The following is a 24,985-nucleotide window of genomic DNA, read 5'->3' on the forward strand; positions in this document are numbered from 1 at the left end:
GCCTCAGCTCCTGCAGCCATTGCGCGGCTATTGCTAACGACTTCGGCCAACATTAATAAAGATACAATGAACGTCTTTTTCATACTCAGTCCCCATTGTGTTGTTTATGTCCTGGGGATTTTTAAGCTCTTTCAATAAATTATAAAAGGGGATATTTTTTTATTATCTTTACTTCACGATGGACATGACCGACATGAGTTGCCTTGTTCAGTACCTGCACAGTCTCTCGCGCTTAAAATGAATTTAAGGGATCCGAGGATTGGAATAGATGTTACATCGCCAATACGGCCTTCTGTGATCAAGTTTGCAGAACCTGGGGTTGGCGAGCATGTCTGTGCGGAAGGTAAACACAATCTGGTCAGAACCTTTTATGCTGACAAATTGTATCTGCAGAAAGGTTACTAAAGTAGCCAGTCAATTTCGGACATAAAAAAAGCCGACTTATTCAGTCAGCTTTTTTATTTGGTGCCCCGCGAGGGACTTGAACCCCCACGCTTGCGCACTAGATCCTAAGTCTAGCGTGTCTGCCAATTTCACCAGCGGGGCACACCTTATTTGCGAATGTCAGTGATAGCTTAAGTCGCTATCGGGTTGCAAGGAAAATTTCACGGTAAAGACCGCAAAATCCTGCGTTGAAGGCCGATTATTTCTCGGCGATCAACTTTTTGTAGTCTGGAGCTCTCATAAGGTTTGCGAGTTCCTTTTCAGTATCCATCTCGATACGAACAAGCCAGCCCTCATTTACGGGGTCGTCGTTCAATACAGAAGGGTCGTCGCCCAAGCTGGTATTCACTTCGATCACAGTGCCTGAAACTGGGGCATAGAGGTCGCTGACGGCCTTTACGGACTCAACAACGCCGAAAGTTTGGCCTTGAGTGATTTTTTGACCTTCTTCTGGAAGCTCCACGTAAACGATTTCGCCAAGAGAGTCTTGCGCAAACTCTGTGATTCCCACAGTGACGATGTTCTCGTCAACTTGAGCCCACTCGTGTTCTTTTGTGTAATAGTAGTCTTCAGGGATGTGAAATGCCATGTTCGGCTCCTTATTTCTGAACAAACGGGGTTTTTACAACCACCGCCTTAACTTTACGACCGCGGATATCGAGAAGGAATTCGGTTCCTTCTTTTGCGTGAGCTAAATCGATATAAGCAATACCAACAGGCTCATCCAAGGTCGGAGAATGTGTACCACTAGTTACCTTGCCGATTTCTTTGTTGTCAAAAGAAAACAGGCTGTAACCCTGACGAGGAATGCCCTTCTCAAGCATCTTAAATCCCACAAGATTTCTTGAAAGACCGGCCTCTTTTTTGCCAACGATCAAGTTCTTACCCATAAAGTCTTTTTTGGCAGGTTTAATCACCCAACCAAGACCGGCTTCGTATGGATTCGTCGTGTCATCGATTTCGTGCCCGTAAAGAGAATACTTCATTTCTGTACGGAGGGTGTCGCGGGCGCCCAAGCCAATAGGCATGACTCCCAAGTCTTTTCCTTGCTCAAGCAAAGCCATCCACAAAGCCACAGTGCCGCCGGCCTCCACGAACACTTCACAGCCTTTTTCGCCGGTATAACCCGTGGTTGCGACCATGATTTTGTGATTTTGGAATTGACCGTGCTGAACAGTGAAAGGCTTCATTTCGCCGACCTTCATTCCAAGCACGCGATGGCAAAGCTCTAAAGCTTTCGGTCCTTGGATGGCGATTTGCCCCCAAAGATCACTTTCATCGGTCATGTCGGCGCCCTTATTGTGTTTCGTCATCCAGGCAAAGTCTTTGTCTTTGTTAGAGGCGTTGACGCAGACAAGGTAGTCTTCATTCTTTTTCAGGCAATAGACGATGATATCATCGACCAAGCCACCTTGGTCATTGGGAAGCAAAGAGTACTGGGCTTCGCCATCATTCAACTTAGAGACGTCGTTGGTCGTCAACCACTCGAGAGTTTCGAGGGCCTTCGGGCCTTTTACGCGGACTTCTCCCATGTGGGAAACGTCGAAGAGGCCGACGTTTGTGCGCACATTGTTGTGCTCTTCACGAAGACCGATGTATTGAACGGGCATATACCAGCCGGCAAAGTCGACCATGCGGGCGCCCAACTTTTCATGTGTTTCTGCGAGTGGTGTCTTTTTCATGGGCCGAGTGTCCTTTTCCCAAGGCAGACAGTCAAGTCGCTGTGTGCTTGCCCGCAAAAATGGCATCGTGTTATGGATGTGCCTTCATGGTTAAACTCTCTCGCCGTATGCAGCTTATTTACGATCATCTTCTTTCGGGAGAGCCCGTGTGGGACTTCTGTTGTGATCACGGTTACATGGGACTGAATGCCTATGAAAGTGGCTCTTTCCCGGAGGTTCATTTTGTTGATCAAGTGGAGCATATCGTAGGGCAGCTCCAGAGCCGCTTTCAATCTGAGTATTTACGCCCGGATTCGACGTCGCGGGCCTACTTTCACGCATTGCCAGGAGAGGATCTTCAAGAGGTTCTGCGCGGAACTGCCGTGATTGCGGGCGTCGGCGCACACACCATTCATAAAATTGTGGGGTCTTTGTATCGTCGAGAGCTCTTGCTAGTCTCCCGGTTGATTTTGTGTCCACAAAGAGATGAGGAAAAGCTCGTAAAAATGCTGGATTTTGAGCTTCGGGACAACTTCAAGTTGTGTAATGTACATTACGAAGTTGTAGAGCGTGGCCGTGTTCGTAAGTTATTGATATTCGATAAAAATGATTAATTTCTAGAATTAAAATGACGCACCCCGAATGGCATTATTAAAAGTTCGTAAGGTGTGAACAAAATATTGATTAATGGGGGCCCTATACATAAATGTGTCCACATGCAGGAAGTAAATAAAAACTCAGATTTTAGACAGTTTCTTGAAGATGAATTGGCTCGTCGTAGCCAGAACTATCCCCGTTACTCATTGCGTGCGTTCGCCCGCCATTTGGAAGTGGACTCGTCATTCTTGTCCAAGATTCTAAACGGCAAAAGAACTGTCACCATGAGAACTATTCGTATGTTTGGGGAGCGTTTGAACCTCACTCCGGACGAGCTTCTGCGCTTTGGCGAAATCAGCCGTGAAAAGAAGATGAAGCGTAAACTAGAGCGTCTTTTGGAGAGAATGCCCACGGAAGAGCGTGAGCAATCCACCATCACGATCACCGTGGATGAGAATCGTCTGACGGAAGCCAAAGAAAAGATCAAAGCTTTCCGTAAAGAATTAGCTCAGTTCCTTGATGCGGGTGTGGCAGAGGGAAAAACTTATCAAATTTCTGTTTCTCTTTTTCCTGTCGCTGGATTCGGCATTAACGACTAAAGAGTTTTGATCACAAAAAAATGATCTTGAATGAACCGAGCCTCTAGGGCTCGGTTTGTTTTTTTAGAGCCCATGACAAGCGGGAATAGTCAGCTCCTTAGTCACAGGCTTGATGTTGTCATAGTCATCGGAAAGCTGATACTCGATAGCGACTGTCAATCCGCAAACTTCGCAGCTTTTTAGTTCCATTAAATCATGAGCACCACTGCGATACTCGTAGGCGTTGCGAGCGAAGTCTTTCTTCAAAGACTTACAGACATCATAAAGATTGCCAATGTAACAGGCCTGGATGTTATAGCGGCCTCCCCAGAAAGAAGAGTCCTTAAAAGAGTTGAGCGTGTAAACGATTTCACCATCTTGAATGATGTCTGTTTTTACGTGCGTTTTCGCGGCCAGAGCTGAAGTCGAAAAAAGAAGAGCACAGAGTGCGACAATCAGTTTCATAAGAACCTCACTGAAAGCACTCTTATAACAAGCCCCAGAAGGGCTATCAAGACGGGGCGGCCAGGACCGTGAAATTTCTAGAAGGTGTCTTAATCTTCGACGATTTTTATCTCGCTTTGCACGCGCAGTTCGTTAGAGACCTTCTGGAGGGCCTCGGGCGTTTCAATCAAGGCCCCGCGGGGTATTTCCTGGCGCAACCCTGTTTTGTGCATCCATGCGAGGAACTCTCGTTCAGGGCTACGACAAATCAACTGGCGGTCTTTGCCTTTTTCTTCCAGGTGGTCACCGACGACACGGGCTAAGTTCGTCATCTTGGGCGGAGCAGTTTTTCGCATTAGAAGATAGCTCATCGTTAAAGTACGGTTTTTCATAGGGAGCTGTTCTTCCAGCTTTTCAAACCACGCCGGGGCTTGAAAGTGAACACGGTCATGACACCAATCGTGTTTTGATTGGGTCAATAAAGGGCAAGGGCCTTCGTGAGTGCAGGGGGCCCATACGTGATAACCTTGCGCTAAAAGTTTTTGACGAAGTTCTAAGAGCTTTCGACCATCTTGTTGAGTTGAAGGTTCAACCAACATCAAGGCCTCGCATTGCAAGGCCCACTCAGGAAGAGTGGAAAGTTCCGTCAGTGAGTATGAAAAAACCGCGAGGGTTTTCAGAGGATTTTTAAGTTTGGGCGCACTGAAAGTACGCTGCCATTCTTCGGCTTTGAATTGAGTGAAGAAGGTTTCAATGATCTTTTGAGGTTCCGCCGCACGTTCGATCAGGCGAAACTTGAAAGGATGTACTTCAGAAAGCACCAAGGAAGCGGTGGCTAGGCCCGCTCCAAAATCAATCACCTCGTCGAGCCCACGAAAGAAACCACGTGCCTGTGCTTCCGCTGCAATTCGACGCAGGCGAGTGGCATTTAAAGGAAGATAGTAACAGAGATACGCTACCTGAGCCCAGGTCTCATGCCAGGGCGTTTGATCCTCGGGCTTATGAATGAAGTAGTCCGACAATGCCAGGACACATTTGGCCAAGGCCTTAGAGTCTTGCAGGGAAAGCTTGTAACTTTCCAGGGCATGAGTCAGAGAGGCTTCAAAAGAGGCGGGATAAGACCATTGTTTTTGCATGATCCGATTTTACAGCGAAGACAAAGCCTTTAGCAAATCGTCAGGCAAAATCTCGTCCATGCAGCGAGGGTCCACGTGATCAGGATCCTGGTGGGTCGGCATGAAGATATGCACTTTTTCTCCACGAGCCGCCCAACGTCGCGGGTGTTGCACACGAACAGGAGAGTAGATCCCTAAAACCGGGACCCCGAGGGAAGCTGCGATATGCGCAACCCCGGTGCTGGGGACGATCACGGCTTTGGCGTGTTTTAAAACTGTGAATAGCTCTGCAGGCTGTAATTGGTTTTGCAGGGAAAGAACACGAGAATGGTTTTTAAAATATTCTTTGATCTTGGTAAGCCAAGGTTCATCAGCGGGGGTGCCGGTCAGAACCACTTGCGTGGTTTCGGCGGCCTTTTCAATGAACTCGATATAGCGGGCCGTCGGCCAGTTCAGTGCGGAGCCTGCCATCCCGGGATGCACGACGAGGTAATGCCCTGGTTGCAAGTGATGTTTTTCCAGCAGGGCGAAGTTTGCAGGGGCTTGCAGTTTTAGGACGGGCGTTTTTTCCTGAGTCACTTCTTCTTCGATGGAAAATGCATGAAGCAGAAGATCCAGATTGTAGTCAGCTTCGTGTTGCGTCGCTAGGCTGCGACGTTGGCGAAGACCATGATTCAAAAAAAGAAAGCTATGCCACTGGGATTTCACTCCGGCGCGAACAGGAACTTTCTCTGCCCAAAGGGCATAGCTGACCCACCACGGGGCTTGAAAGCTCACGGCAACATCAGGTCGATAGTTGCGAAGAAATATTCTTAAATCTCTTAAGGATTCTTGCCAGTTCTCTTTGGAAAGTTCGAGGTATGTGCGTGGAGGCTCGGCGTGGTCGGGCACAAAACCCAGGCCTTTGGAGATCACCCACTGCACCTCACAGTCTTTTAAAAAAGAAACCTGATCGACACACAAGGTGCAGATCAGGTCGCCAATTTTATCAAGTCTGATAAGAAGAACTTTCTTTTTCATCAAGTTCTATTTTATTTGTACTCTTCAATGGAAGGGCAAGAACAAATCAAGTGTCTGTCGCCGTAAGCGTTGTCAACACGACCTACGGTCGGCCAGTACTTGTTACCGCGCAACCATTCCACTGGATATACCGCTTCCTCGCGGGAGTAAGGGTGATTCCATTCTGGCATCATCATCATCTGAGCCGTGTGAGGAGAGTTCTTTAAGGCATTGTTCTCTTTGTCCACTTTTCCTGATTCGATCGCAGAGATTTCTTTGCGAATGGTGATCATGGACTCGATGAAACGATCCAATTCTTTTTTGGGCTCAGACTCTGTCGGCTCGATCATCAAGGTTCCCGCAACAGGGAAGCTCATAGTCGGAGCATGGAAGCCATAGTCCATCAAACGTTTTGCAACATCCGTGACGTCAATGCCGGAGACCTTTTTGATGTCACGAACATCGACGATACATTCATGGGCCACCAAGCCGTTTTTGCCTTTGTATAAGACTGGGTAATGAGGTTCGAGCTTCTTAGCGATGTAGTTGGCGCTCAAGATGCTGACCAGAGTGGCTTTGCGTAAACCCTCTGCTCCCATCATTGTGATGTAGGCCCAAGAGATTGGCAAAATGCTAGCACTTCCCCAAGGAGCCGACGTCGTTGCAGAAATTCCTGTTGCAGGACCGCACTCGGGAACCAAAGAGTGTTTAGGCAAGAAGGGGGCTAAATGCGCTCCCACGCCGATCGGGCCAACACCAGGTCCGCCACCACCGTGAGGAATGGCGAAGGTCTTATGCAAGTTCATGTGAGAAACGTCAGGACCGAAAGTTCCTGGGCGACACATGCCGACTAGGGCATTCATGTTCGCGCCGTCCATGTAAACCTGTCCGCCGTTATCGTGGATGATCTTGCAGATCTCTACGATCCCTTCTTCAAACACGCCGTGTGTGGAAGGATAGGTGATCATCAAAGCCGCCAAGTTATCGCGGTGTTGTTCGGCTTTAGCCTTAAGATCCGCGACATCGACGTTTCCATGATCGTCACAGGCAACAACAACGACTTGCATGTTCACAAGTGCTGCTGAGGCAGGATTGGTTCCGTGCGCTGATGAAGGAATCAAACAAATATTGCGGTGACCCTGGCCGCGAGATTGGTGGTACTTACGAATCACCAAAAGACCCGTGTATTCCCCTTGAGAACCGGCATTGGGTTGCAAGCTCACAGCTGCGAAACCAGTGATGTCAGACAACTTCTTTTCAAGGTCATGAATCATCTCAATCAAACCTGCCGCTTGCGAAGTGGGCGCAAACGGATGAAGTTTGCCGATCTCAGGCCATGACACAGGAACCAGTTCCGTTGTTGCGTTAAGCTTCATCGTGCAGGATCCCAACGGAATCATCGAGTGAGTCAACGTCAGATCTTTGTTTTGCAAAGAGTGGATATAACGAAGCATCTCTGTTTCGCTGTGGTGAGAGTTAAACACCATGTGCGAAAGATAAGTCGAAGTGCGAGTCAGATTTGCTGGCAGTTCCACATCTTTCATGGCTTCGTCGATAGAGAGAGCTGTGAAGTTGGTCGCGGTCCCTTGATTGAAAGCCGCCCAAATTGCCTGGACGTCTTCAAGGGTTGTTGTTTCGTTTAAAGAAAGACCGATCTTACCACCACCGAAGTTACGGAAGTTCATTTCCATTTTTTCAGCTTGGGCCAGAATCGCCGTCGCTTTGTCCGTCGTTACGGTGAGAGTATCAAAGAAAGGGCCTTTGGCGACAGAGTAGCCCAGCTTCTGCAAGCCTTCGGCTAAAATTCCGGTCAGGCGTTGAAGACGTAATGCAATTTTCTTAAGTCCTTGAGGACCGTGGTAAACGGCATACATGGAAGCCATGTTCGCCAAAAGAACCTGCGCGGTACAAATGTTGGAAGTGGCTTTTTCGCGGCGGATGTGTTGTTCGCGAGTTTGCAAAGCCAAGCGTAAAGCGCTCTTGCCTTGCGAGTCCACGCTGACGCCGACCAAACGACCGGGCATCAAACGTTTGTAGGCATCTTTCGTCGCCAAGAACGCCGCATGAGGCCCGCCGTAACCGAGAGGCACACCGAATCTCTGTGAGTTCCCGACAACCATGTCAGCTCCCCATTCACCTGGAGGAGTCAGAAGAGTCATCGCCAAAAGGTCCGCAGAGGCAGTCACCAGAGCACCATGATCTTTGTATTTCTTGGCAAGAGCCGAGTAGTCTTCGATCAAACCGTGGGTGTTAGGATATTGGAAGAAAACGCCGAAGACGGGTTTCGCGAAATCATATTTCGCTGGGTCCATCACGATCATTTCAAAACCCAAAGGCTCTGCGCGAGTGCCCATCACGTCAATCACGTGGGGATGCATGTCGGGGGAGACCACGAAAGCATTCGCTTTGTTCTTACAAAGAGAGTGCGCCATGAACATCGCTTCAGCCGCCGCGGTCCCTTCATCAAGCAAAGAGGCGTTGGAAATTTCCATGCCCGTCAAATCACTGACCATCGTTTGGAAATTTAAAAGAGCTTCCAAACGACCTTGAGAAATTTCTGGCTGATAAGGCGTGTAGGCTGTGTACCACACCGGGTTTTCAAAGATGTTTCTTTGAATCACGGTCGGCGTGATGGTGTCGTGGAAGCCCATGCCGATGTAGCTTTTGAAGACTTTGTTTTTTGAAACCATCTGTTTCAAGTAATTCAAAAGACCGTACTCAGAGATTCCAGAACCGACATCTTGATATTGATGTTGGCTGCGAATTTGCGCCGGAATCACTTTGTCCGCCATTTGCTCTAAAGAGTTAAAGCCCAACGTCTTCAACATCTCGTGAATGTCAGAATCAGTAGGACCAATATGACGAGGAATAAATTCATTTTTTGGGGAAAGATCTTCGATTTTCATGAGCACCTCAATTGACCCGACGAGACTAGCACACCCCCCTAGGGGAGTGAAAGATTTGTAAGTGCGCAGATCAGCTAATGCGAGGCGAAATGGGGATCTGTCGCGGAAAAGCCCGACGTTATACATAAAAACATATTTATATGGAGCATCTAAAAAACTAAGACTAGTTTATATGCCCTCGAGCTGAGAGCGACACTCGGATATGACTTTATTTCGAGGGGTTCCGCGCTCGCAGGAGCGAACGAGGTCACGAACTAATTTGAGTTTGTGGGTGTCTTGCTTTAGAGCATCCCAGCGCAGCCCAAAAGAGGAAATTTCTTTGAGCACGGCGAGTTCCAGTTTTATGGCCAAGGTCATCTTGTTGGTTTTTTGTTCAGAGTTTTTTGCTGTCTGCTCAATCTGGGCAAGCACACTGCGCAGAGAGGCCGGGAAGAGTTCTGAAAGAAATCCGATCTCTTCAAGTCTCAATCGAAACAAGGGATCTTCCAGAGCGCGAGCGCCTTCTTGTTTATAGTAGGCGGTTAAGTACGAGGTTCGCTCATTGCTGAGGCGCTCTCGGTCCATGCGAATGGGATTGCACAAGGTTGTGCAGAGTGAGGGCATGGATTTTAGAGAGAGCTCAGTGGCCAGTTGATCAAATTGCCCTAGTTCTTCCACATAGTTCACCCCAATGCGAGTGAGATCTTTGAGGTTCGGGTTGACGGCGTCGTCAGTCCTTGTTTTGGAGTCTTCTGACGAAGAAAGAGTTTTTGTCGCTTTGACTGCAGAAGTTTTCTTTCCCACCGGGGGCTCTGGCGTGACCGCTTTGGTGAGTTGTTCGATGGTGTAGTAAGAGATTCCGGTGAGGCCGACAACGGCGCAAAAGAAAGCTCCGAAAAGGAAGAAACCAAGATATTTGAAGATGCTTTTTACGAGCTTCATGATCGTTCTATGAATATCAAAAAGAGAGGGCTCTGTCAGCGCTCGGGGCCCTGGACCTGGCCGAAAGAAAATAAAAAACCCACGACCAGAGAGGCAGTGGGTTCTTCGTCCTTGCTAAAGATCTGGCTTTAAGACTTTTTAGCCGCTTTTTTAGTTGCTTTGCGAGCCACAGTTTTCTTGGTCGCTTTCTTGGCTGTCGTCGCTGCTTTTGGTTTTGCAGTTGCGGCTGTCTTTTTCACAGAAGCTTTTTTTGTCGTCTTTTTGAAAAGAGTTTTTTCAAGCTTTGTTTTTTGCGCGATCGCTTTCTTTTTGTAGGCCGCGATGTTTTTTTCCAAACTGTCTGCAGATTTTTTGATCTTCGCGATGGTGCTGTTCACTTCTTTTTCAAGTTTCGCTTCAGAAGTTCCAAGAACCTTCACGATCTCTTGATATTTCTTCCAGGCCAACTCGATCTTTTGATCTTTTTGTTTGTCGAAGCGATTTTTCAGTTCAGACTCTTTCTTTTTGATCTCGTCATTGAGCTTTTGGAAATTTTCAAGAAGGTTTTGAACGCCTTTTGTTTCAGACAGATTTTCCAAGATTTTTTGAAATGCGGGTGTCGCCACAAGAGTCTCCTTTGTTTGCCGAACCTAACATACACCTGGAAGGGCTGAAATGAAAGCCCCCCAGACTTATTTTGACTCAAAATTAATAGTTTCTAACCAAACTTCACGCTGAGCGGAAAACTGACCCGGGAACTTCTCAAGACCCTTCTCGCGAAGTTTCATCGCGTACTCAGTCATGTAGAGTTTCATGTGCTCTTCATCTTTAAGTTTATAGATGATTTTAACGTCTTTACTCGAGGCTTCCATATTGCCCCCTTTACGCAGGCACATTTCAGCAGAAATAAATCCTGGCAGCGTCAGCATTTCAGGAATGTGTTCGCTTTTAAGCCAGTCAACGTACTCAGTATAAACTTCGTGTCGAACCATCAGGTGGACAATATAAGTAACCATGATTTCCCTTACAGAGTGAATTTGAAGTCCTTGATTAACATACCGGGAACCTTTTTTCCACCGAAAGAGCGGCTTTCATAGGTGGAAACCATGGGGTCCACGGCCTGGAATTCAGTGATGGCCAAAAGATTCGGCCCCCAACAGTCATAAAGACTCTCATCAAACCGTAAATCGGCGATGGGAGCGATAATCTCGCCATTTTCCACCCAAAAACACGCATAGCGGGTCATTCCTGTAATGCGGGCGTTCAAACGATCGGACCAGTTCAAGTAGTGAAGATTGGAAAGATAAAGGCCCGTTCCCAGTTCTTTAAGAATATCTTGTTCTTTTAAAGAACCAGGGAGGATCTCTAACGACCGAGGCGCCTCATAGGAGTCTGCGGCATTTCCTTGAACCCCATATTCTTTCGCAGAACGACTGCTGGTCATAAAATTTTTGAGTTCTCCGACCGAGATCAGCTCCAGGGTTTCGTCAGCCAGTTCTCCTAAGGAGTTGAATCGGTGAGTCAGCCCCAGACCGTAGTTTTCACGAAGAGAAAGCAATTTTGAAAGAGACTTTTCTTTTTCAGCCAGCTTCTGTAAAGCGCTGCCTCCTTGTTTGTAGGCATTGAAGCTCAAGGCACCCCAGGAAAGCATCGAAGCCATCTCGGCCACCGCCCCTGGAGCAAGATAAGTGCGGTAAGCGCCGGGCTTAAGAGTTCTCTTTGGACGGTCCATCAGGTTGAGTTGATTTTTACTAAGCGCCAGATTGGCCTCGAAGTCCTTTTGGTTCCACTCTGTTCCCGCGTAAACCGACTTCACCGCCTTTTCGCCATGGTAAAGAGAATAATCCATAAAGAAGTTCTCTGTAGCAAACCAGTGACTTTGTCCTTGTGAGTTTTTATTGGCAGAGATCAACGGACCTCCGCAGTAAAGACCCGCCAGATCGGTGCCTTGGGCGGGCCGTGTGATGGCGGAAATCACTTCTTCGTCAGGCAGCAGAGCTCCTTTGAAGGTGTTGTCACTGGTGCCGTTGTTTTTAATAGGGACCTGATATGGATCTTCCGGCAGAAGATCACATTCTTTGCGAGCTTGAGAAAGCCAGAAGTCGGCGCGTTTCTTGTCTTCATCGACTTGTCCGGTGATAGAAAAACTGACGTGAGCCGTCTTTCCCTCTTTTTGCAAAAGCAGCCCCAGGGTGCGCTGTTCAACATGGGTGTTTTGGCGAACCTTGTTGCCATTAAAACGTACAAACAGCGATTCTTCGGCATTCAGATTCACGTTGGCTTGCTCGCCGCTTTTGAGTTGTCCTAAAAGATAATCTGCAACTTGATGGAAGGACTGTTTCATATTCTCGGTAAAATTCATAAAATCTCCAAAGGCTTAGGCGCCGAAAACTTCCACGTTCGCAAACAGGCAGTAAGGCGTTGTGTGTCCCACGCGAATCACTTGATTGGGTTCACCCTTCCCGCAGTAAGGGGAACCGTAGGTTTCGCGGTTTTCGCTGACCGCCTTCAGACTGTTCCAGAACTTCACGGTGGTGCCGCGATAGTTGGGATTTTTAAGTGTTTTAGTCAGTTTGCCATTTTCAATAAGTTTTGCGTATTCACAGCCGAATTGAAACTTGTTGCGATAGTCGTCGATGGACCAAGATTTATTGGCCATCATGAAAACACCGCGTTCGACGGAAGAAATCATATCTTCCAGTTTTGAGGTTCCAGGTTCAAGATTGATGTTCGCCATACGATCAATCGGCGCTCGATTCCAAGAAGCGGAACGGAAGTTGGCAACGCCGGGAAGCTCTAAGCGAGATTGGGACTCCAGGCCGCCCAGGCCTTTGAGCAAAAGACCGTTCTGAATCAGAAACTCTTTGGTCGCTTGATGGCCTGAATCATCAAAAGCATAGGACGCCAAAGCATCGGGAATTGTCGGATCAAAAGTGACGTTCATCAACGGCGAGCCGTATTGAAGTTTGCCGAAGTCATCGGGTTTTACAAAACTCCAGCCGGCGTAGTTTCTTTCGTCTCCTAAAATACGATCATATTCCAAAGGATGTCCGATGGACTCGTGAACTTGCAAAGTCATCTGATCGGGCGCGAGCAAAAGATCCATGGTCGTGTCAGGGCAGTTGTCGGCAGAGACAAGCTCTAGGGCTTCTTCGGCAATGCGCTGGCAGCGCTCTAAGATGCTGGCCCGATCAAAAACTTCGGCACCGACTTGCAGACACCGCGCCAGTCCCCCGCTGTCAGATCGTGTTTGGGTTTCGCTGCCAGTTCCGGCGGTGGTGGAAAAGTCTGTGCTGACGATTGAAAAGTGTTGATCCACTTCTGAGCCCGAAGAACTGATCGAGTGAAAAGAGGTTTCAACGATCATCGTTGTGGCCGAGCGGCTCAAGATTTTGTCAGAGATCTTCATGGCCTTGGTGGCTTCGATAAAAATATCGGTGATTTCTTTGGCGGAAAATGAGTCCAAAGGTTTAATGACCGGAGAACGATAGGAGCCTTGAGCCAGTGGGCGATGTTCCAAGGAAAATTCATGAACTTTATAGGCTGAGGCCGATTTGGCCATGGACACCGCTTTGGCAAAGGCTCTTTGAATTCCGGAGGGGCTGAGATCACTGGTGCCGGCAAAACCAAAATGACCCTCGACCAAAACCTCGATCATGACCCCTTGATCAAAAGAGATGCTATTGCGATCGGCCTTCTCATCGCGAATCGTGCGGTAGGTAGTTTTTTCTGCGACGTGACGTAAACTGACCCAGTCAGCTTGGTTCTTGAGCGAACTGAGGGTGTGTTGCAAATCAAACATATCGGGATCCTTTCCTCAATGTCCTCCGCCTCGGGGGGCGACAAGGGACTCCTTTCCATTAAAGGATGCGACCTCAAAAAACAACTCGGAAACGTCCAAATATCCAAAGTCGCGTCCAGTAATACCCGACGAATTTTGTCAGGGAGGTAGTGGCAAAAAATCTTGGCAAGGCCTTTGCTTTAATAAAAAGGCAGGAGGTGGCTGGTGTCATAAAGACCCAGTTCAAAAAAAGGCGGGAATTATGAGAATCATTTGGGCTTTAATCACAACAATGTTTATCGCGATGTTAACTCACTTGGGGGCGGCTCAGGCGGCAATCCCGACTCTTCCCGTATGCGCTTTGGCCAGCGAGGGCATCTATCAAGGTTATTGGGTGAAACACCGTATCTACGTTAATGAAGATGTGGTTTTTGGCGCTAACGACATGGATTCCATCCTCTCTCAACTTGAAAACTTGCGTGAGCAGGGGCTTTGCCGCTAAAGTGGCAGAGCTTTGACACGAAACGATTATCTAAATCACATTTGGAAGCCTTATCCCGCGATGCCATATTCTTCTTTGGCGGCGGGGCGTATTTATCGAATTCAAAAAGAAGGGGAGTCTTTAGATCTGACTCTTCTGCGTGATCAGAAAACCCATAAAATCCATTTTGAAAAGGGCCCTCCTTATTCCGAGTTTTTACAGGAAGGGGATCTGGTGGCCGTTGTGTCGGCAGCAGAGATTTGCCTGTTGGCTCCGCAAAAACAAGCTTTGCCTCCGCGACATTTTCAGAAGGATCTTTTTGAAAAGTGGTCGCTTTATCTTCAGGCCTTACGAAACTTTTTTCAGCAGCAGGGTTTTTTAGAGTTGCGCACACCTTCTTTGGTGGCGTGTCCTGGGACGGAGCCCAGTTTAGATGTATTTGCGACCCCACTGAAGGTCGGCTCGTTTCAGAAGAAACTTTTTTTGCCGACCAGCCCTGAGCTGCACTTAAAAAAAGCCCTGTCCTTGGGGGCGGAAAAGATTTTTGAAATCGCCAATTGTTATCGGAACGGCGAAGTCACCGAACGACATCAGCCTGAGTTCTTGATGCTGGAGTGGTATCGCGCTTATGAAAACCTGACGAGCATCAAACAAGATGTTCAGAATCTGATCAGTCACCTAGCCTCGGCGTTGCGACTGACAGGTCCAGAAAAAGTGCGAAGTTATAGTGTGGCAGAGCTTTTTAAAATTCACTGTGATTTTGATTTTCTCCCGACCACCACCCAAGAAGAGCTCAAGGCGTTGGCCCATAAGCTGGGTGTTGACGTGCGCAGTGCTGAAAGTATCGATGATTTTTTCTTTTTGATTTTCATGGAGAAAATTGAATCGCAGTTGCCTCCTGATGAGTTGATTTTTGTCGAGAAATATCCTCCCTATCAGGCGGCCTTGGCGCGTTTGACTGATGACGGGTGGGGCGATCGCTTTGAGGTGTACTGGAAGGGCCTTGAACTTGCCAACGCCTTTCATGAATTGAATGATCCCTCTCTTCAGCGGCAGCGTTCGAATGAAGATCTGCAAAAGAAGAATGACCTTGGTAAAGAAGCCATCACATTGGATGAGGAGTTCTTTGTTTGTCTTGAAGCGGGGATGCCTCCCAGTGGCGGCATTGCGCTGGGAGTAGAGCGCCTTTTCATGGCTTTTGAGGGAATCTCAGAGATTTCAGAGCTGCGACTTTTCCCGTGGCGTTCGCCCAATTCTTAAACACCCCTTTGTCTTTTCTACAAGGCCACGGTGGACAGGGGCCTTGTGGCGCGAACCTATTGTCAGAAATCCTTTCAAGGTGTGGCACTCTTCCTGCTTAGCTTCAGGTGAATCATTTTTTGGAGGATCCATGAAAAAAGCTTTGCGTCGGTGCATTTTTGCTGTGAGCTTTGTGACATCGCTGTCGGCAACAGCATCGGTCTGGGAAGATTCCGAGACGTGGAGCCCGGCCTGGGAACAAAAGTATTCAGAGTGGATTTCTCAGTCTTTCAATGAAGACTTCTTCATGGTGGGAAAATATCAAGGTATTCCGACGGACTGTGCGGATGCAGTTTATATGTCACGGGCCATTTTCGCCTATGAAAATAAACTTCCCTTTGTGATCAAAGATCCCACCGGAGGGTCCGCCAAGTTGACCAACAAAATGTCCCGCTTTGACTCGGAAGCTGACGAGTTTAAGCGTGTTCGTAAGTTTTTGCTTTTCTTGGCAGATGTCGCAAGCACGAAGTCTTTACCCAATGATTCTTATCCGGTCTCTATTAAGAGGGACTATGTTCGTCCTGGTGCCATTTGGAGTCGCCCCCGTATCACGAAAGACAATGTCTTCCGTCGTATTTTTGGCGGAACTGTTCAAGAAGATCCTGGCCATGCTGAACTTGTTAAAGATGTGTCAGACACGGGGGCCGTTTTCTTGATTGGCTCCACAGTGCCTCAAGCGGTTAGAAAGCTTATTTCGACTTCCAGTTTGGTGTTTATGCCTGTGGAACAAAGTACCGGTTTGCGTGCTTGGATGGCTCCAGAGCAGTACTCTTTAAAGAAAGAAGAATTGCCGGGCTACTCCTTAGAGCAGTTCTCTATGGGGAAACCGGAAGAGAATTTTTCTTCTGATAATGTGGGACGAAACACCCAACGCAATATCACGGATTGGACTCGGGAGGTGCAAGGTCGATTGGCCCTGCGCTCGGAAAGCAAAGAAGAAAATTTGAATCGACAAGCTCAGAACGTCTGCAATCTGGTCAATGCCCGTGTTGAAGCTGTGACCAAGGGCAATAACTATCGTAAGAAGCTCGACGGTGATTGCATGGATCGTGACGCCTATGATGCGTTCTCGACACCGTCACGCGATAAACGCATTAAAGCCACACTGAGTGATATGGTGGATTCTGGAGGCGGGTTTGGCTTTAGCTCGGCGCAAAGAGCAAAAAAGCTGAAGTCTTATCTGGATAAGTGTGCGGATATCGAATATGCGCCAGGTAAGAAGATCTCTCTTTATGAGTATTCCTTGAAGGCATTGGCTAATGATGTTTCCTCAAATCCCAATGACAGCCTGGAGGCACGTTGGGGAATGGCGGAGCCTGGTTCGAACAAGTGCCCTCGATATGAATAGAAGAAACCTTGTTGTACTTTTAATTATGGGAAGCATCGCTGCGGCGGTGCTTTTCTCGCGTAGCGGACCCCCCGTTGAAACATCGGCCTCGGATGAAATACGCGCTGAAGTTCCTCAAGCCACCCCAGAGCAGAGCGCAAAAACATCCTCAGCCCAAGACGCTCAAGCCGCGGAATCTTCGATGACAACAGCCAAAACTTCCCTGGCAAATCATCTGCGCGAACTGGGGGCGTGTCTTTCTATTCACAACACTCTTCGCGATGATAAAGAGAATAATTTTGAAAGTGTTGTGGCGTCAGTGCGCTCGGAATTGGGTGATCTCGAGGCGGATAGTTTGGACTGGAAAAACACCCATGTTGTTTTGCCTAGTGGGGAAAAACGCCGTTTGCGCCTGGAGATTGAAGGCACCGGGGAACAATCCACGATTCGGCGATTAAAGTATTACGGCGTGGATGCGGACGATCTGCCGGTGCCGCTGCCATTAAGCAAAGAGCAAAGTATCAACCCAAGCGACACTTTTCTGGCCAGTCTTGAAAAAGAAGGTCGCATCACCTTGCAGGAAGAGGCTCGTCGAGGTTTGTTTGCTGGCGGGGCTGAGGTTTATCATGTCGAAAGGGATGGGGTTCTTTCGGAATTCGAAATCTCCTATCAAGGGAAGAGTTTTAAGTGTTCAGACTTAGAGAGCTCCCAAGGGCGTTGTCAGTGTTTCTAAGAAGCCCCGAGGTCTTTCTGGGGGACCCTGTAGTATTTATCTGTCAAAAGACTTAACAATTCCCTCTTAAAAAGCAATGGACGGACCCTGAGGTTCGCAGCCCCTGTTAGAAATATAACAGGTGAAGTCCTCCTCACAATCCCTTATATTTCCCGGTCGAATCATTATTTGTGGAGGTATTGTATGCGTTCGTTTTTAGCGGCATTGGTCGGAGTGACCGTCATTGCCTCACAGGGCTTTGCTCAGCAAAAGTCCGCGGATAAAACGGGACCCGGCTTTGATAGTAAGCCGCAGTATCAAGACGACACTTTCAAAAATAATAAAAAGAAGATCGCGACGTTGTGGCATAGCATTCCATTTTTCCCAGGCGGAGATCTTGGTCAATATGAAAAGACCATGAGTCAGGATCGTGATTCAGTTCGAAATGATTTCTGGAATACGTTGATGTCCAGTCTTGAAAAGATGGCAGACAAAGGGGCCGTCGTTGAAGTGATGTTGGAACCCATGGCGAATATTTTAATGATGTTCGATCAGGTGCATGACATCCATAAAGCCAAAGATATTGTGGGAATTGATTTTTCGTTAGAGCAGCAGTTTAAAAGTGCTTTGGACGACCTTTTTATTCGCTATGATGTTCGTGACGATAAACGAAAAATTCAGATTTCGGAAGGAACGAAACCGGATCTTCTGCAAGCCTATATCCGCGGTATTTCAACCAAACGTCCTCTTGGTAAGGCCATTACTGCAGATGAACTCAACGTGACATACGCCATTGAGATGTTGAATCAAATTGATTACGTGGCCTATGGAACATTCTCAAGTCTTGGAAAAGGGAAGTTTCAACTGACCTTCCATGTTCAGGGCAATAAAAACGGCGTGACTCGTAATTTTATTTCTCGTGGAAAATTGACCGAAGCTGTGGATGATTTGGCGAAGCAGGTTTTTGATTTCTTCCAGAAGAATGTCTATGAAGATTGGGACACTCCTCACAAAGGTTTGAAGTGGTTGCCAATGCCGATTAATGAGGAAGGCAGAAAACGCATGGAAGACACAGGCGTTTATGATGCGTACACCTTTGCGGAAGCTAAAACATACTGTCAGGCGCGCGGTTATCGTTTGCCATACTCCCGCGAATTGTTGATGGCCGAGTCCGGTACGGAATATAAAGATGGCGGCATTAAAAATCTGAATCAGTATGCGACATATGCAGTGGCGGATCGTCGCTCTACTTTGGATAACTTGTGGGTCCGACCGATTAACGGTGATAGTACGGGAGGACCTTTCATGGCCGACGGAAGTCTTCCTATGAAGGGCCTTTTCTGGTGTGTGAAGGGAACTCCGGCACCTGAGATTCAGCTTTACGAAAAAGTTTGGACACTGTTGCGCAAATACAGAAACGTTGATTTGAAGGTTTATACCGCTCTTGAAACCATCCGTGCCGAGATCGGTGACTTTGATGTTCCCTTTGGAAGTGTTTTCTGGAAGGGAAGCTTTGTGACGATCCAACCGATGAACAGCATGGAAGAAGCTTTGAGTGTATTACGTAAAAAGGGAATTCAATTGGAAGTTCCTGGATATTTAAATCCTTAAGGAAGAAGACATGATGTTACGAAACTTCTCGATCGGTCTTGTGTTTACAGTCTGTTTCTCGCAAGGGATTTTGGCTCAGTGGAATGGGGCTCCTCACGACAGAGTTGAGGGGGCCATTTATAGAGAAGTCGGACGAGTTATTGGTGGTCATATCGGTCGAGAAATCATCAACTCCCTTTCGCCGCGCGATCGTTTGTCTTTTCTAGAGGTGGGTCGTCAGGCTTTACGTGGATCCTTGCTGATGCGCTATGCGTTTCAGGGTTCGGACTTTCGCAATAGAGTTTATGGCTACATGATGACGACACGAGAAGGACGAGATGGCAGTGGTCGTCTGTGTCGTGAAATCGAAATGGATTTAATTTATCAATTGCAAAGACACTATGAAAGATCTGTCGCTTGTTTGGATGCAGAAGGTTCTTGGGAGCCGACGGCTGAAGGTGCGGTGAACTTTCCTCCTCGAGGAACTCCTGGGGTTCCACCAGGAGCTGGAGGGGGCTGGTTGCCACCTCTCTAGATCAGAGGTGGGAACGGTTAGCCTTCTTTTTTCTTTGGACCGTTATTGATGTCTTCTTTTAGTTCTTTGCCGACTTTGAAGAATGGCAGCTTCTTTTCCTCAACATTGATGATTTCACCCGTGCGTGGATTGCGCCCTTTGTAGGCTCCATACTGACGATTTACAAAAGAACCAAAACCACGGATTTCAATACGGTCATCACGCATGAGGGCTTCCACCATAGAATCAAAAATTGTGTTTACCACAGTTTCTGCTTTGACTCGGGTGATGCCGGCTTTTTCAGAGATTAAATTTATCAAATCCGCTTTTGTCATCTTCTGCTGTCCTCAAGCTCCGCTTAAAGTATTGATAACACTCTCGATTATACAGAACTACGGGGGCCTGGCCACCAAAAATCAAGCATTTAACTCAATGCTTCTTATACAGGCCGGTGTTGAGCAGGATTTTACGATAGGCCTCTAGCGTCGCCTGGACCATTTTAGGGGTGTCGAACAGATCAACCACTTTTTGGCGGGCACGGTCGCCGATCTCGTCTGCAGGCATGGTTCCTGAGAATATTTCGACCAAAAGATTGCTCATGGACTCCACATCTGCAGGACGCAGTAAAAAACCATCTCGGCCATCTTCGATAATATTGGCAATCGGGGACACTTCCGAACCTAAAACGACCTTCTTTTGAGCCATCGCTTCCAGGGTGGAGGGTTCGAAACCTGTTGTGCGCGAGCCCATGTTGACGAAGACATCTCCCAAGACGATGTAGTCTTCAAGCTCTGTGGTAGGAACCGCGCCCGTCATCACCACGCGATTTCCGAGAGCCAGGTTCAGAACTTGGTATTCGATGTCTTTATACTTAGGGCCGTTACCAACAAGAAGCAGATAACTGTTTGGTTTTTTTATCGCGACCTTTTCGAAAGCTTTCAAAAGGGGCAAAAGCTCCTGCACATCCGTCATATCTGTGATCGAGACAGCCACATGAGCGTTCTCGGGTATGCCCAGGGACTTTCTTAACTCCAGGGACTTTTCTTTTGGAGTCAGATCCCCCAACTCGATTCCGTAAGGGACGGTATAGGTGTGATAGTCGGGATAGAGGTAGTATCGCTCTAGAATAATTCTTTGTTGAGGATTGGTGACGAAGATCCCATCGGCTGTTGAAAGAAGACGACGGTCTCCGCCGTAATAAGTTGTGAGAAATTTATAAGTCGTTGCCAGGGCCGTCGTGATCATGCTTCCCAGAGTGTCTTGTTTCATGGCGAGGATCGCAAAAAGTTGAGACATCTGAGTTGCTTCCACGTCATAGGCCATTGCCACGTGAAATTCTTTTTTGCGACTGCCGATGCGATAGCCTGATTTATCGATACTGTGAACAAGATGAAAAGGATCTTCTTTGTGAAGTTGGGCAAAACGCTGGCGGACCGCCATCTGAAAGTTCATGTGCGAAAGATTTTTTGCGCCTTCGTGAAGAAATAAGACACGCACGCCATCGCGGGTCACTTCCGGTTTTTTTAGAGGAGAACTTGCGGCTAAGACCGTGACCTTGTGACCTTCCTTGGCAAGGCCCTTGGCAATAGGCCACAGAAATCCATGATCCGTCGCGCGACTTAAAATCGGAAAACGATAAGACGTCAGGCAGATGTTAAGGGTTTCCGGAAGTCGGGACTTTTTGATCATAAATCCTTCTGGGCGATTTTGAGAGTCTCGTCGATGCCCAGTTTTATCTTAAATGATTTAAGGCTCGATTGTACAGACGATTGAGCTCGTTCAAAGAGGAATCGATCAGATGGCGATCTTCCGCCAGTTGTTCAGATAAGGACTCTGGAAGGCGCAAGTGAGGCTTGGCCAAAAGTTTGATAAGGTCTCTTTGTAAGTGATGGTGATTCAGTACCCAACAGTTGACGGTGTTCTTCCAAAGGTCGGAGTGGACGCTGGTCTGCTTGGAATCCAGAACCAAAACAGCGTGGCTTTGAATGGCCCGCATATAGTACTCCGTCATTTCTACAGGACTCAAGTTTTGTCCCGCAAGAACAAAGGCCGAGCTTTTTTCTAAAAGCAGGCGGCCCAGATAGGGACTTAAAGACCCTGTCACGGACCAGTGGTTTCCGCATTGGAACTCGTCCATCCAGGCGGCGAACTTCTTTCGCTCTCTTAAAGACCAGTGAGAGTATGAACCCCATAGCACGACTTTATATTTTTGCGCCAAGGTTCGGATGCGGATGAAGCTGTCTGATTCGGGCGAAAAGGAAGCTTCCCGAAAAGGGACGACGACGTAGGGTTCTTGATTCAGACTGAATAAAAACCGTTCATCATCCTCATCACTCATGGTATCCGCTGCCTCTGTTTTAAGATCCAAGACCGGGGGCAAAATACCGCGCCCTTGTCGAGTTGAACGCACGTTCAAGCCGCGAAGCTGTCCTAAAGTTTCAACCGTAGGGCAAGTGATGATGTCACTTTCTTCGATCAAATAGCGAACGGGGTTGCGGCGGCTCAGGCCGTACCGAATATTTAAAAGGGAGGTCGTCAAAACGCAGGTGGGATGAGACTTGGCGAAAGTGGATAGAACCATTTGCGCCGGATTCATTTTGTCGTCCTCTAAAAGAATATGCAGAATCTGGGGTTGCAGTCCAAAAAGTCCGGGGATGATGCGTAAGCCTTCAAGAAGACTCCAGCGTTTGAAGTAACCCATGAACTCAATACCGCTGGTATCCTCGGGAACTTCGCCATGGCTGGTAAGCAGAACCACTTCGTGCTGCTGGGCTTTGAGAGCTTGCGCCAGCTGCCAAGAAGTTGCGTTCACATGTTTGCTCACCAGAATTATTTTCGCCATTCAAGTCCTAGGGCTTTGTATATTCGATGGAGAATCTTGCGATTGGCCTCTGGAATATTACGATGTTTGAGTTCTTCCGGATGGATCCACTCTAACATCATATGATGTTTGGCCCGAGGTTCGCCTTTCCAATAGAGGATTTCATAAAATAATATGAGAATCCCTACATCTCCGTAGGAATGAGTGCAGGCCAGTTTGAGTTCGCCCACTTCGGCCTCAATGCCCAATTCTTCGTTGAGTTCGCGCGCCAGGGCTTCTTCAGGTGTTTCTCCTGTCTCAATTTTGCCACCAGGAAATTCCCATTGACCGGCCAAAGAATTATTTTCGGGGCGTTGGCCGACTAAAATTTTGCCATCTTTGCGCAAAAAACCCGCGACAACAGGAATCCAATGTCCTTTGCGGATTTTGGATCTTTTGGGTTTTGTTTCTACTGCGCTACCGTCCGTCATTATACCTTCTCGCCACGTCATGGAAAAAATGCGGTCCATGAAACACAAGGGCAGAGTAAATTTGAACAAGATCTGCGCCCATTTGCAATCTTTCAAAGACATCTTCTGGAGTGAGGACGCCGCCAACGCTGACTAAAAGCAGGCCGTCCCTTTTTTTGCCTAAGCTTTCAACAGCGATTTTTAGGGCGCGCTGCGAAAGTTCTTTCAGAGGCGCACCCGAGAGACCCCCTTCTTCGGGGAAGTGGCAGCCTGGGGGGCGAGATAAGGTCGTGTTGGTTAGCACGAACCCATGGATTCCCAAGCCTTGGCAATGAAGAACTGTTTCTGCCAGCGCTTCATCTCCCATATCAGGAGAAAGCTTTACTAAAACCGGAGTCGGCTCAAAGTGAGAGACGCGGTCAATGATGGGACCAAGAAGAGAAGTTAAATTGTCTTTGTTCTGAAGATCGCGAAGCCCTTTGGTGTTGGGGCTAGAGATATTCACAACATAGGCATCCGCCAACGGGCGAAACTTATCAATCAAAGTAAGATAGTCTTGAACGGCTTGATTATTGGGTGTGTGACGGTTTTTTCCGATGTTCACGAAAATCGGTGTGCGATAGTTGGGAGCATAAGACATGAGATTATAAAAAGTCTCATCAGCGCCTTCACTGGGAAAGCCCATCTTGTTCCACATCGCGTGAAGTTTCAGATCCCGATCCATAATTTTGCCGGGATTGGGGGACTGAGGAAGGGGAGTGACTGTGCCGATTTCAACAAAGCCACATCCGAGGGACCACCAGTCTTTCAGATTCTCTGCATTCTTGTCGACACCTCCGGCAATTCCCAGGGGATTTGCGAAGTGAAGATCACGCCAAGAGAAACTTTTCCAGTGCGGAGTTTTTCTTCCGTGAATCAGAGAGTACAGAGGTAAAGCCAGTGAGCTCAGATCGTGAGCCCACTGGGGTGGTAAAAGAAGCCAAGGTTTCATTATCTTGGATACAAGCCTCTAAGGAGCATAGCTTTCTCAAGACGCTGAATGGAAACGGCCATCGCCGCAGATCTCATGTCGACGTTCTTTTCTTTAGAAAGGCTATAACCCTTATCGAAAGCTTTTGTGATGATGCCTTTCAAGCGGCCATTCACTTCATCTTCGTCCCAGAAGAACGACATGATGTCTTGAACCCACTCGAAATAAGACACGATCACGCCGCCGCCGTTAGCAATAACGTCGGGAGCGATGAACACACCACGCTTGGAAAGGATTTTTGTCGCTGCATTCGTCACAGGTCCGTTTGCACCCTCAACGATGATTTTAGCTTGGATCTTTTCCGCATTGTGCGTGTCGATTTGGTTTTCAAGAGCACAAGGGAAAAGAGCATCACACTTCACTTCAAGCAATTCTTCATTGCTGATAGGTTGAGCTTTGGGGTAACCCTTCAAGAATTTGTGAGCTTTTACGTATTCCATCACTTCAGGAATATCTAGGCCGTCGCCATTGAAGATACCACCAGAAACATCGCTGACGGCCACGATGCGAGCACCGCGCTCATGCGCAAACTTCGCTGCGAAGGAACCCACGTTACCGAATCCTTGAATCGCGATAGCGGCGCCTTTCATGTTCATGCTGCAGACTTCGAAGGCTTTTTCGGCCACATAGACAACACCAAGGCCTGTGGCATGGTTACGCCCTAAAGATCCACCGATTTCGACAGGCTTTCCGGTCACAACTCCCGGTTGTGCAAAGCCACCTTGCTCTTGCGAGTAAGTGTCCATGAACCACGCCATGGTTTGTGGATCTGTGCCCACGTCAGGAGCCGGGATGTCTTTCGTAGGTCCCACGAAAGGTCCAATTTCCGAAGCATAACGACGAGTCAGATTTTGTTTTTCTGTGCGAGAAAGTTTTGTGGGATCAACGGTGATACCACCTTTAGCTCCACCCAAAGGAAGACCCAAAACAGAGTTTTTGAATGTCATCAAAGCAGCCAGACCGACAACCTCAGAAAGATCTACGTTTTGGTGATAACGGATTCCCCCTTTGTAGGGGCCCAAAGTGGGAGAGTACTGAACACGATATCCCGTGAAAACTTTTACACTGTAATCGTCCATGCGAACAGGCACAGACACAGTGATACAGCGACGAGGACGTTTCAAGCGTTCAAGAACGTTGGGATCGCAGTTGATGATTTTAGAGGCTTCTTCGAGAGTCTGAATGGCATTTCTGAAAAGAGGCCCATCATAAAGGGGCTCTATCTTGTGTTCCATGATTTGTGTCTCCTTAAGATCACGTATGTACTCCGCTTTTCGCGGATTGGACTGGAAAAGTCTAATGAAGTAAAAACTCAAAGTCACTCCGGAAAAAGGTGA

25 protein-coding genes and 1 tRNA gene are annotated in these 24,985 nt (G+C 47.9%); 8 read left to right on the forward strand and 18 right to left on the reverse strand.

The window, feature by feature from the left end:
* Positions 1–463 precede the first annotated feature (463 nt).
* From ACM64D_RS10210 to gcvT, 3 genes are all read right to left on the reverse strand, one after another.
* A tRNA-Leu gene (locus ACM64D_RS10210) sits at positions 464–546 on the reverse strand.
* Positions 547–643: 97 nt separating this feature from the next.
* Entirely contained in the window at positions 644–1,033 is a 390-nt protein-coding gene (gene gcvH, locus ACM64D_RS10215) for a glycine cleavage system protein GcvH (RefSeq protein ID WP_415063111.1), read from the reverse strand.
* 10 nt (positions 1,034–1,043) lie between these two features.
* A complete protein-coding gene (gene gcvT, locus ACM64D_RS10220) occupies positions 1,044–2,126 on the reverse strand; it encodes a glycine cleavage system aminomethyltransferase GcvT (protein ID WP_415063112.1) in 1,083 nt (360 codons plus the stop codon).
* A gap of 86 nt (positions 2,127–2,212) precedes the next feature.
* Here gcvT and ACM64D_RS10225 point away from each other — a divergent pair, with 86 nt between their 5' ends.
* Both ACM64D_RS10225 and ACM64D_RS10230 read left to right on the forward strand, forming a co-directional pair.
* Complete coding sequence (locus tag ACM64D_RS10225; RefSeq protein ID WP_415063113.1) at positions 2,213–2,719, forward strand: SAM-dependent methyltransferase; 507 nt, start codon at positions 2,213–2,215, stop codon at positions 2,717–2,719.
* 102 nt (positions 2,720–2,821) lie between these two features.
* Positions 2,822–3,301, forward strand: a complete 480-nt coding sequence (locus ACM64D_RS10230) for a DUF4423 domain-containing protein (RefSeq protein ID WP_415063114.1) — start codon at positions 2,822–2,824, stop codon at positions 3,299–3,301.
* A 63-nt stretch (positions 3,302–3,364) separates the two neighbouring features.
* On the opposite strand, the gene ACM64D_RS10235 is transcribed toward ACM64D_RS10230, so the two are convergent.
* The 9 genes from ACM64D_RS10235 to ACM64D_RS10275 form a co-directional block, all read right to left on the reverse strand.
* Positions 3,365–3,745, reverse strand: a complete 381-nt coding sequence (locus ACM64D_RS10235) for a hypothetical protein (RefSeq protein WP_415063115.1) — start codon at positions 3,743–3,745, stop codon at positions 3,365–3,367.
* Between the two features lie 89 nt (positions 3,746–3,834).
* Positions 3,835–4,860, reverse strand: coding sequence for a small ribosomal subunit Rsm22 family protein (locus ACM64D_RS10240; protein ID WP_415063116.1), 1,026 nt, complete (start codon positions 4,858–4,860; stop codon positions 3,835–3,837).
* 9 nt (positions 4,861–4,869) lie between these two features.
* Positions 4,870–5,859 (reverse strand): glycosyltransferase family 9 protein, encoded by a 990-nt coding sequence (locus ACM64D_RS10245; RefSeq protein ID WP_415063117.1) that lies wholly within the window; start codon positions 5,857–5,859, stop codon positions 4,870–4,872.
* 11 nt (positions 5,860–5,870) lie between these two features.
* Positions 5,871–8,744: an aminomethyl-transferring glycine dehydrogenase gene (gene gcvP / locus ACM64D_RS10250; protein ID WP_415063118.1), complete on the reverse strand. Its 2,874-nt coding sequence runs from the start codon at positions 8,742–8,744 to the stop codon at positions 5,871–5,873.
* A gap of 168 nt (positions 8,745–8,912) precedes the next feature.
* On the reverse strand, positions 8,913–9,665 hold the full coding sequence (locus tag ACM64D_RS10255) for a hypothetical protein (protein WP_415063119.1): 753 nt from the start codon (positions 9,663–9,665) through the stop codon (positions 8,913–8,915).
* Between the two features lie 128 nt (positions 9,666–9,793).
* A complete protein-coding gene (locus ACM64D_RS10260; protein WP_415063120.1) occupies positions 9,794–10,270 on the reverse strand; it encodes an actin-binding protein in 477 nt (158 codons plus the stop codon).
* 66 nt (positions 10,271–10,336) lie between these two features.
* Positions 10,337–10,660, reverse strand: a complete 324-nt coding sequence (locus ACM64D_RS10265; protein WP_415063121.1) for a DUF4286 family protein — start codon at positions 10,658–10,660, stop codon at positions 10,337–10,339.
* An 8-nt stretch (positions 10,661–10,668) separates the two neighbouring features.
* The gene (locus ACM64D_RS10270) at positions 10,669–12,006 is read right to left on the reverse strand and encodes a TldD/PmbA family protein (protein WP_415063122.1); all 1,338 of its coding nucleotides are present in this window, start codon (positions 12,004–12,006) and stop codon (positions 10,669–10,671) included.
* A 15-nt stretch (positions 12,007–12,021) separates the two neighbouring features.
* Positions 12,022–13,446, reverse strand: coding sequence for a TldD/PmbA family protein (locus ACM64D_RS10275; protein ID WP_415063123.1), 1,425 nt, complete (start codon positions 13,444–13,446; stop codon positions 12,022–12,024).
* A gap of 241 nt (positions 13,447–13,687) precedes the next feature.
* On the opposite strand from ACM64D_RS10275, the gene ACM64D_RS10280 reads away from it, so the two are divergent.
* From ACM64D_RS10280 to ACM64D_RS10305, 6 genes are all read left to right on the forward strand, one after another.
* A complete protein-coding gene (locus ACM64D_RS10280; RefSeq protein ID WP_415063124.1) occupies positions 13,688–13,927 on the forward strand; it encodes a hypothetical protein in 240 nt (79 codons plus the stop codon).
* Positions 13,928–13,939: 12 nt separating this feature from the next.
* On the forward strand, positions 13,940–15,166 hold the full coding sequence (gene epmA / locus ACM64D_RS10285) for an EF-P lysine aminoacylase EpmA (RefSeq protein ID WP_415063125.1): 1,227 nt from the start codon (positions 13,940–13,942) through the stop codon (positions 15,164–15,166).
* 130 nt (positions 15,167–15,296) lie between these two features.
* Complete coding sequence (locus ACM64D_RS10290; protein ID WP_415063126.1) at positions 15,297–16,553, forward strand: hypothetical protein; 1,257 nt, start codon at positions 15,297–15,299, stop codon at positions 16,551–16,553.
* Positions 16,546–17,265 carry a hypothetical protein gene (locus ACM64D_RS10295; RefSeq protein ID WP_415063127.1) on the forward strand — a complete coding sequence of 240 codons (720 nt, stop codon included), beginning with the start codon at positions 16,546–16,548 and terminating at the stop codon, positions 17,263–17,265. The genes ACM64D_RS10290 and ACM64D_RS10295 overlap by 8 nt, the downstream gene beginning before the upstream one ends.
* A 183-nt stretch (positions 17,266–17,448) precedes the next feature.
* Positions 17,449–18,855 (forward strand): hypothetical protein, encoded by a 1,407-nt coding sequence (locus ACM64D_RS10300; protein ID WP_415063128.1) that lies wholly within the window; start codon positions 17,449–17,451, stop codon positions 18,853–18,855.
* Positions 18,856–18,865: 10 nt separating this feature from the next.
* Positions 18,866–19,369 (forward strand): hypothetical protein, encoded by a 504-nt coding sequence (locus tag ACM64D_RS10305; RefSeq protein ID WP_415063129.1) that lies wholly within the window; start codon positions 18,866–18,868, stop codon positions 19,367–19,369.
* A 17-nt stretch (positions 19,370–19,386) separates the two neighbouring features.
* On the opposite strand, the gene ACM64D_RS10310 is transcribed toward ACM64D_RS10305, so the two are convergent.
* The 6 genes from ACM64D_RS10310 to ACM64D_RS10335 form a co-directional block, all read right to left on the reverse strand.
* Positions 19,387–19,683 (reverse strand): HU family DNA-binding protein, encoded by a 297-nt coding sequence (locus tag ACM64D_RS10310; protein ID WP_415063130.1) that lies wholly within the window; start codon positions 19,681–19,683, stop codon positions 19,387–19,389.
* Between the two features lie 94 nt (positions 19,684–19,777).
* Positions 19,778–21,037: a glycosyltransferase family 4 protein gene (locus tag ACM64D_RS10315; RefSeq protein WP_415063131.1), complete on the reverse strand. Its 1,260-nt coding sequence runs from the start codon at positions 21,035–21,037 to the stop codon at positions 19,778–19,780.
* A gap of 43 nt (positions 21,038–21,080) precedes the next feature.
* Positions 21,081–22,190 carry a hypothetical protein gene (locus tag ACM64D_RS10320; RefSeq protein ID WP_415063132.1) on the reverse strand — a complete coding sequence of 370 codons (1,110 nt, stop codon included), beginning with the start codon at positions 22,188–22,190 and terminating at the stop codon, positions 21,081–21,083.
* A complete protein-coding gene (mutT, locus tag ACM64D_RS10325) occupies positions 22,178–22,639 on the reverse strand; it encodes an 8-oxo-dGTP diphosphatase MutT (protein ID WP_415063133.1) in 462 nt (153 codons plus the stop codon). Before mutT ends, ACM64D_RS10320 begins: the two co-directional genes overlap by 13 nt.
* Positions 22,626–23,609 (reverse strand): quinone-dependent dihydroorotate dehydrogenase, encoded by a 984-nt coding sequence (locus ACM64D_RS10330; protein WP_415063134.1) that lies wholly within the window; start codon positions 23,607–23,609, stop codon positions 22,626–22,628. The genes mutT and ACM64D_RS10330 overlap by 14 nt, the downstream gene beginning before the upstream one ends.
* The gene (locus ACM64D_RS10335) at positions 23,609–24,883 is read right to left on the reverse strand and encodes a Glu/Leu/Phe/Val family dehydrogenase (RefSeq protein WP_415063135.1); all 1,275 of its coding nucleotides are present in this window, start codon (positions 24,881–24,883) and stop codon (positions 23,609–23,611) included. The genes ACM64D_RS10330 and ACM64D_RS10335 overlap by 1 nt, the downstream gene beginning before the upstream one ends.
* Positions 24,884–24,985 lie beyond the last annotated feature (102 nt).

Source organism: Bdellovibrio sp. (assembly GCF_047637665.1).
Taxonomy (GTDB): domain Bacteria; phylum Bdellovibrionota; class Bdellovibrionia; order Bdellovibrionales; family Bdellovibrionaceae; genus Bdellovibrio.

Excerpts from the sequence above, each read along its gene's own strand:
- gcvH (WP_415063111.1), bottom strand. The coding sequence starts at position 1,033 with ATGGCATTTCACATCCCTGAAGACTACTATTACACAAAAGAACACGAG.
- gcvT (WP_415063112.1), bottom strand. The coding sequence starts at position 2,126 with ATGAAAAAGACACCACTCGCAGAAACACATGAAAAGTTGGGCGCCCGC.
- ACM64D_RS10225 (WP_415063113.1), top strand. The coding sequence starts at position 2,213 with ATGGTTAAACTCTCTCGCCGTATGCAGCTTATTTACGATCATCTTCTT.
- ACM64D_RS10230 (WP_415063114.1), top strand. The coding sequence starts at position 2,822 with ATGCAGGAAGTAAATAAAAACTCAGATTTTAGACAGTTTCTTGAAGAT.
- ACM64D_RS10235 (WP_415063115.1), bottom strand. The coding sequence starts at position 3,745 with ATGAAACTGATTGTCGCACTCTGTGCTCTTCTTTTTTCGACTTCAGCT.
- ACM64D_RS10240 (WP_415063116.1), bottom strand. The coding sequence starts at position 4,860 with ATGCAAAAACAATGGTCTTATCCCGCCTCTTTTGAAGCCTCTCTGACT.
- ACM64D_RS10245 (WP_415063117.1), bottom strand. The coding sequence starts at position 5,859 with ATGAAAAAGAAAGTTCTTCTTATCAGACTTGATAAAATTGGCGACCTG.
- gcvP (WP_415063118.1), bottom strand. The coding sequence starts at position 8,744 with ATGAAAATCGAAGATCTTTCCCCAAAAAATGAATTTATTCCTCGTCAT.
- ACM64D_RS10255 (WP_415063119.1), bottom strand. The coding sequence starts at position 9,665 with ATGAAGCTCGTAAAAAGCATCTTCAAATATCTTGGTTTCTTCCTTTTC.
- ACM64D_RS10265 (WP_415063121.1), bottom strand. The coding sequence starts at position 10,660 with ATGGTTACTTATATTGTCCACCTGATGGTTCGACACGAAGTTTATACT.
- ACM64D_RS10270 (WP_415063122.1), bottom strand. The coding sequence starts at position 12,006 with ATGAATTTTACCGAGAATATGAAACAGTCCTTCCATCAAGTTGCAGAT.
- ACM64D_RS10275 (WP_415063123.1), bottom strand. The coding sequence starts at position 13,446 with ATGTTTGATTTGCAACACACCCTCAGTTCGCTCAAGAACCAAGCTGAC.
- ACM64D_RS10280 (WP_415063124.1), top strand. The coding sequence starts at position 13,688 with ATGAGAATCATTTGGGCTTTAATCACAACAATGTTTATCGCGATGTTA.
- ACM64D_RS10290 (WP_415063126.1), top strand. The coding sequence starts at position 15,297 with ATGAAAAAAGCTTTGCGTCGGTGCATTTTTGCTGTGAGCTTTGTGACA.
- ACM64D_RS10295 (WP_415063127.1), top strand. The coding sequence starts at position 16,546 with ATGAATAGAAGAAACCTTGTTGTACTTTTAATTATGGGAAGCATCGCT.
- ACM64D_RS10300 (WP_415063128.1), top strand. The coding sequence starts at position 17,449 with ATGCGTTCGTTTTTAGCGGCATTGGTCGGAGTGACCGTCATTGCCTCA.
- ACM64D_RS10305 (WP_415063129.1), top strand. The coding sequence starts at position 18,866 with ATGATGTTACGAAACTTCTCGATCGGTCTTGTGTTTACAGTCTGTTTC.
- ACM64D_RS10310 (WP_415063130.1), bottom strand. The coding sequence starts at position 19,683 with ATGACAAAAGCGGATTTGATAAATTTAATCTCTGAAAAAGCCGGCATC.
- ACM64D_RS10315 (WP_415063131.1), bottom strand. The coding sequence starts at position 21,037 with ATGATCAAAAAGTCCCGACTTCCGGAAACCCTTAACATCTGCCTGACG.
- ACM64D_RS10320 (WP_415063132.1), bottom strand. The coding sequence starts at position 22,190 with ATGGCGAAAATAATTCTGGTGAGCAAACATGTGAACGCAACTTCTTGG.
- mutT (WP_415063133.1), bottom strand. The coding sequence starts at position 22,639 with ATGACGGACGGTAGCGCAGTAGAAACAAAACCCAAAAGATCCAAAATC.
- ACM64D_RS10330 (WP_415063134.1), bottom strand. The coding sequence starts at position 23,609 with ATGAAACCTTGGCTTCTTTTACCACCCCAGTGGGCTCACGATCTGAGC.
- ACM64D_RS10335 (WP_415063135.1), bottom strand. The coding sequence starts at position 24,883 with ATGGAACACAAGATAGAGCCCCTTTATGATGGGCCTCTTTTCAGAAAT.